Below are 6,000 nucleotides of genomic sequence, written 5' to 3'. Positions count from 1 at the left end.
CGAGGAAGGCAAGTTCGGCTGGGACGGCATCCTGCGCGCGGCATCGATCGTGTTCTTCGCCTATATCGGGTTCGAGGCGGTCTCGACCGCGGGGCAGGAAGCCAAGAACCCCAAGAAGGACATGCCGATCGGCCTGCTCGGATCGCTGGCCGCCTGCACGCTGATCTACATCCTCGTGTCGATCGTGATGACGCTGATCGTGAACTACAAGACGCTCAACGTCCCCGATCCCGTCGCCGTCGCGGTCGATGCGCTTGGGCCGCAATGGGCCTGGTTCGCCAAGCTGGTGAAGGCAGGCGCGATCGTCGGCCTGACGTCGGTGGTGCTGGTGCTGATGTACGGCCAAACCCGCATCTTCTACACCATGGCGCGCGACGGCCTGCTCCCGCGGGTGTTCGCTACCGTCCACGCAAAGTTCAAGACGCCGTGGGTCAACACCATCCTCGTCGGGCTGATAACCGGCGCGGCGGCGGCGTTCTTCGACATCAACACGCTGGGCGACATGACCTCGGTCGGCACATTGGCCGCCTTTGCCATCGTCTGCCTTTCGGTCATCTGGCTGCGCAAGACCCACCCGCACATCCCGCGCGGCTTCACCGTGCCGTTGTTCCCGGTGCTGCCGGCGCTGGGGATCGTATCGTGCATCGCGCTGATATTTACGGTCGAGAACCGCGTGCTCGTGTTCTTCGGCTGGTACACGCTCGGCGCGATCATCCTCTATTTCGTCTATGGGATGCACAACAGCCGGCTCTACAAGGGGCTGGATCAGGAAGACCGCCCGGAGATGGGCGAATATGTCGCGCCGGTGGGCGAACAGCCCTGACGCGGCTGCGGCCGTGCTGACATGAGAAGGCCCCGGCGAACGACCGCCGGGGCCTTTTCTTTGCATCGCATGTTCGGGCGACTTTACCCCACCCGCGCAGTCAATTCCCTCAGATCGACGATCGGCCGTGCGCCGACATGGCTGATGATCTCCGCCGCGCAGATCGCGCCGAGCTTCAGCGAGGCCTCCAGCCCCTTGCCCTGCGCCTGGCCGTGCAGGAATCCTGCCGCGAACAGGTCACCCGCGCCGGTAGTGTCGACGACGCGCGCGATCGGCTCGGCGGAAACTTGCGCGCGCGTGCCGTGCTGGATCGCGCATGCGCCCTCGGCACCGCGCGTCACCACCAGCGTCGCGACCTGCGGTGAAATCCGCGCCACCGCCGCCTCGAAATCCGTCATCCCGGCCAGCGCCGCCAGTTCGGCCTCGTTGGCGAAAAGGATGTCGATCAACCCGTCGGCGAGCAATCTGCGGAAATCGTCGCCGTGGCGCGAGATGCAGAAAACGTCGCTGAGCGTGAACGCCACCTTGCGGCCCGCCTTGCGCGCGATCTCGATCGCGGCGCGCATTGCGGCGCGCGGTTCCTCGGGATCCCAGAGATAGCCTTCGAGATACAGAATCGCGGCATCCGCGATGAGGTCGCGATCGAGCGCCCCGGCCGGCAGGAACTGCGACGCGCCGAGGAAGGTGTTCATCGTCCGCTGCCCATCGGGCGTCACGAAGATCAGGCAACGCGCAGTCGTCGGGGCGCCTGCGCGCGCCGGCGTATCGAAACGGATGCCGACGCTGCGGATGTCGTGCGCGAACACCTCGCCCAGCTGATCGTCGGCGACCTGCCCGATGAAGCCGCACTTGCCGCCCAATGCGGCGACGCCGGCGACGGTATTCGCCGCGGACCCTCCGCTCGCCTCGATCCCCGACCCCATCTTGGCGTAAAGGGCGTCGGCCTCTTCCGGCGAGAACATCAACTGCATCGAGCCCTTAGCCATGCCCTCGGTCGCGATGAAGGAATCGTCGGCCTGGGACAGGACGTCGACGATGGCATTGCCGATCGCGACGACATCATAGGTGGGCTGGGTCAACGCTGGCTCCGCATACGGTAAAGCGCCGCCGTAATCGGGCGGTCCGGCGCGCGCAACCGGCGCGACGTTGACGGGCGGGGCGGGCGACGTGCATCGCGGCGCCCGGTCGTCCCTGATTCCGGAGAGAAGTGTGACGAAGCGAAGTGCGATCCTCCTCCTGCCGCTGCTGGGCGGCTGCGTGGCTGGCGCCGGCCCCGGCATCGTGGCGGCGCCTCGCGTCACCTATGGCAGCGTCGGGCTGGAGCGCGTCAACGGCCAGACCGCGGCCGCGCTGACCCAGCTGTTCGGCCAGCCGGACGCCGACTTGCGCGAAGGCACCGCGCGCAAACTCCAGTTCCAGAGCGGCATCTGCGTGCTCGACGCCTATCTCTACCCGTCCAGTGCCGGTGCCGAGCCGCGCGTCACCTATCTCGATGCGCGCGAGCCAGACGGCAGCACGATCGACCGCGCAAGTTGCGTCGCGGCACTGACCCGCCGGGACGGAGGAAAATAGCCGCTCGTTGCCGGGTCGGATCGTGCGGTCCAGAGGCGGCGATCCATCGGCCTCGGCAGCTTGAGCGAACCGCGCGCTAGATTCGTTCATCTTGACTTTTTCGACGGAACTTGAGCAGGTCTGGGGCGGTTGAGGCATTTCGGGCGTCGTCCAATTGGACGGTGTTGATCCTGGAACTGTTGGGAGACGTTGAATGAAATTTGGTAAATACATGGCGATCGCCGCCGCTGCATCCTTGTCGGCCGCACCGGCCCTCGCTGCACCGGCCAATCCGGCAGCGTCGCTGTCGGTCGCCAAGAGCGTTCGCGCGAAGGCACCCTCGGCCCGGGCCAACAAGCTCGGTGGCGGCGCAGGCGGCATCGTTGCCCTGCTGATCGGCGCCGGCATTGCTTCGATCCTGATCGTCGACGCGACCAAGAACGACGATTCCGACAGCAACTAAGCGATAGGGGGGCGGAACGGCACGGCGTGCCGCTCCGCCTTTCACCTGACCGACGGTGTAGCTCTACCGGCCTATATGATCGGTGCAATCCTGGCCGAGCTCACCCCGCGCCCGGACGCACCGGCTTTGCGGAACAGCCGCGCCGATGCTAGCCATAGCGCCACGAAGAATCCGTCGAGGATCACGGCAGCACCGCTTCCCGAAAGAAGCGCGATTATCGCGACAAGCCCCTGCATACCCGCCACAGCAGTCATCGCCCGCGCCATCCCTAGCGGCCTGCCGCGCGCCACGATCGCGCCTGCGACACCGACCACCAGCACCCCGCCATAGATCAGATTGGCCGCGTCACGCTCGGTGCCGATCATGCCGACCGCCAGATTGAGCCACACCAGCGAGAAGGCGCCGAGCACCGCCAGCCCGGTTGCGGCGCGATATGCGATGCTCGCACTCATCCGCACGGCAAATTCGTAGGTGCCGCATGCGGCGAACAGCATCGCGCCCAGGATCACGAAATCGGCCGTGTCCCACCGCATCTCTCGCGTGAACTGCATCGCGACCAGCGGCAGCATCAGGAGCAACGCGGCACCGCCCCAGACGAACGGCCGCGACGGGTTCGCCTGCGTCGCAGGAATGCGCATGATGGCCATCAAATCCTCCGTTGCCCGCGAGGCGTTCCGCTAGACTATCGTGATGAAGCCGGCTTGAGCAAGGTCCATCGATCCGGCCATGCCACCGTCCCCGACCATGCTACGGCCGGAAGCGTCCCACTCTGCCAGCACACCCACGTCCTGCTCCGCAGCAGCCCTGCCGTCCCGCTCCGCCGCCCACCGCCGCGGGTCCAGCCGTGCGAGCGCCCACACCGCCGCCCCGCGCACCGCCGCCGCCGGATCGGCCAGCAACGCCGCCACCGGCCCGGTCAGGTCCGCGTCGCCACTGTTTCCCGCCGCGATTACCGCGTTGCGCACCATCCGGTCGCGCCCGATCCGCTTGATCGGCGAACCCGCGAACACCTTGCGGAACCCGGCATCGTCCAACGCCAGCAGATCCGACAGATCGGGCGCAGCCAGTTCGGCGCGCGGTGCGAACGCCAGGTTCGCCGAGGCCGAAGCCGCAAACTTGTTCCACGGGCACACCGCCAGGCAATCGTCGCAGCCATAGATGCGGTTGCCGATCGCCTCGCGGAATTCGTACGGGATCGGCCCGGCGTGCTCGATCGTGAGGTAGGATATGCAGCGCCGCGCATCGAGCCGGTAGGGCGCGGGAAAGGCAGCCGTCGGGCAGGCACGCTGGCACGCATCGCAACTGCCGCAGGTATCGGCCGCCGCCGCGTCCGGCTCCAGGTCGATGGTGGTATAGATGGCGCCCAGGAACAGCCAGCTGCCATGCTCGCGGCTGACCAGATTGGTATGCTTGCCCTGCCAGCCGACGCCCGCCGCCTCCGCCAGCGGCTTTTCCATCACCGGCGCGGTATCGACGAACACCTTGAGATCGCATTCCTGTCCCGAACCGGCCCCCTCCGCGGCCAGCCACCGGCCCAGCGCCTTCAGCGCCTTCTTGACCACGTCGTGATAATCGGCCCCTTGCGCATAGACCGAGATGCGTCCGACCCCGCCCTCGTCCGCCAGCCGCAACGGATCGGCTGTGGGCGCATAGCTCATGCCCAGCGAGATGACGCTGCGCACCTCGGGCCACAAGGCGGACGGGCTGCCGCGCTGATGGCTGCGCTCCTCCATCCAGATCATGCCGCCGTGCATGCCCTCGTCCAGCCATTGGCGCAGCCGCGCGGCCGTGCGCGGCGCGGCATCGGCGCGCGCGATCCCGCAGGCGGCGAAGCCCAGTTCGCGCGCCTTGGCCTTTATCCGCGCTTCCAGCTTGTCTTGGGACACGTCCGCCCGCTACCACCCGCGCGTGTCCGGGGGAATGTCGCGCGTGCAATCTGATCTGGCGGTCCATGCCCAGGGCCTGGTGAAGCGCTTCGGCGACCGGCGGGTGGTCGACGGTGTCGACATCGCGGTGCCGCGCGGCAGCATCTACGGCGTGCTCGGGCCCAATGGCGCAGGCAAGACGACGACGCTCAGGATGCTGCTCGGCATCATCGAGCCCGACAGCGGCGAGCGGACGCTGCTCGGCGAAGCGCACCCGCGCGACGCGTCGGACCGGGTCGGCTATCTGCCCGAGGAACGCGGACTCTACCCCTCGATGAAGGCGCGTGAGGCGATCGCCTTCCTCGGCGCCCTGCGCGGCCTGCCGCTGCGTACCGGTCGCGCCCGCGCGGTGACGTTGCTGGAAGCGGCCGGCCTCGGCCACGCCGCCGACCAGAAAATCCGCAAATTGTCCAAGGGCATGGCACAGCTCGTGCAACTCCTCGGCTCGGTCGTCCACCAGCCCGACCTGCTCGTCCTCGACGAACCTTTTTCGGGCCTCGACCCGGTCAATCAGGAGCGGCTGGAAGCGTTGATCCTGGCCGAGCGGACCCGCGGCGCGACCATCCTCTTTTCCACCCACGTCATGGCGCATGCCGAGCGGCTGTGCGACCGGCTGGCGATCATCGCGGGCGGCAAGAGACGGTTCGAGGGCACGGTAGACGAGGCGCGCGCCACCCTGCCCGAGCGTGTCCGCTACCGCCCGCATCGCGACGGGGCGGGCGTCGCGGCGCTGCTCCCGCCGGATGCGGTGCGCGAGGGCGCCGAGTGGAAATTCGAGATGCCCGGCGGCGGGATCGAGCCGCTGCTCGTGGCACTGATCGACGCAGGGTTCGGCATCGCCGGGCTGACGATCGCGCGGCCGGGGCTGCACGAGGCGTTCGTCCGCATCGTCGGCGAACAGGATGCGCCGCGCGGAGACGCCGCATGACGCGCACCCGCCGGATGATCCGCCAGACGCTGACGATCGCACGCCGCGATTTCGTCGCGACGGTGTTCACGCCGATCTTCCTCCTCTTCCTCTTCGCGCCGGTGCTGCTGGGGTCGTTCAGCACGATCGGTGCGCTGGCCGCCAGCAACGTCGGCAGCACGCCGGACGTCGAACGCATCGTCGCGATCGTCCCGCCCGCGCTGGCCGCGCCGATGCAGGCAGCGGACAAGCGATTGCGCACAGTCTTCCGGCGCGAAGAGGCCCCGCCGATGCTGCTCATCGCCGCGCCCTCGCGCGATCCCGCCGCCCA

At 68.0% G+C, this 6,000-nt stretch carries 7 protein-coding genes; 4 read left to right on the top strand and 3 right to left on the bottom strand.

Features of this window, described 5'->3' with window-relative positions:
* A partial coding sequence (locus VF643_RS14845) for an APC family permease (protein WP_331044153.1) occupies window positions 1–823 on the top strand: 823 nt, incomplete at its 5' end.
* An 83-nt stretch (window positions 824–906) separates the two neighbouring features.
* Here VF643_RS14845 and VF643_RS14840 read toward each other — a convergent pair.
* Complete coding sequence (locus VF643_RS14840) at window positions 907–1,902, bottom strand: adenosine kinase (RefSeq protein ID WP_331044152.1); 996 nt, start codon at window positions 1,900–1,902, stop codon at window positions 907–909.
* 130 nt (window positions 1,903–2,032) lie between these two features.
* Between VF643_RS14840 and VF643_RS14835 the strand changes: the two genes are divergently transcribed.
* The gene (locus tag VF643_RS14835; protein WP_414713875.1) at window positions 2,033–2,395 is read left to right on the top strand and encodes a hypothetical protein; all 363 of its coding nucleotides are present in this window, start codon (window positions 2,033–2,035) and stop codon (window positions 2,393–2,395) included.
* A gap of 193 nt (window positions 2,396–2,588) precedes the next feature.
* Window positions 2,589–2,837, top strand: coding sequence for a hypothetical protein (locus VF643_RS14830; RefSeq protein WP_331044151.1), 249 nt, complete (start codon window positions 2,589–2,591; stop codon window positions 2,835–2,837).
* Window positions 2,838–2,908: 71 nt separating this feature from the next.
* Here the strand turns inward: VF643_RS14830 and VF643_RS14825 are convergent, their stop codons facing one another.
* Entirely contained in the window at window positions 2,909–3,484 is a 576-nt protein-coding gene (locus tag VF643_RS14825; protein WP_331044150.1) for a hypothetical protein, read from the bottom strand.
* 30 nt (window positions 3,485–3,514) lie between these two features.
* Window positions 3,515–4,723 carry a tRNA epoxyqueuosine(34) reductase QueG gene (gene queG / locus VF643_RS14820; RefSeq protein WP_331044149.1) on the bottom strand — a complete coding sequence of 403 codons (1,209 nt, stop codon included), beginning with the start codon at window positions 4,721–4,723 and terminating at the stop codon, window positions 3,515–3,517.
* Between the two features lie 43 nt (window positions 4,724–4,766).
* Here queG and VF643_RS14815 point away from each other — a divergent pair, with 43 nt between their 5' ends.
* Window positions 4,767–5,690 carry an ABC transporter ATP-binding protein gene (locus tag VF643_RS14815; RefSeq protein WP_331044148.1) on the top strand — a complete coding sequence of 308 codons (924 nt, stop codon included), beginning with the start codon at window positions 4,767–4,769 and terminating at the stop codon, window positions 5,688–5,690.
* Window positions 5,691–6,000: the final 310 nt, after the last annotated feature.

It is taken from the genome of Sphingomonas sp., from assembly GCF_036387595.1.
Taxonomy (GTDB): Bacteria; Pseudomonadota; Alphaproteobacteria; order Sphingomonadales; family Sphingomonadaceae; genus Sphingomonas.
The sequence above is the reverse complement of the archived record's forward strand: the minus strand, read 5'-3'. Positions and strand labels throughout refer to the sequence as shown.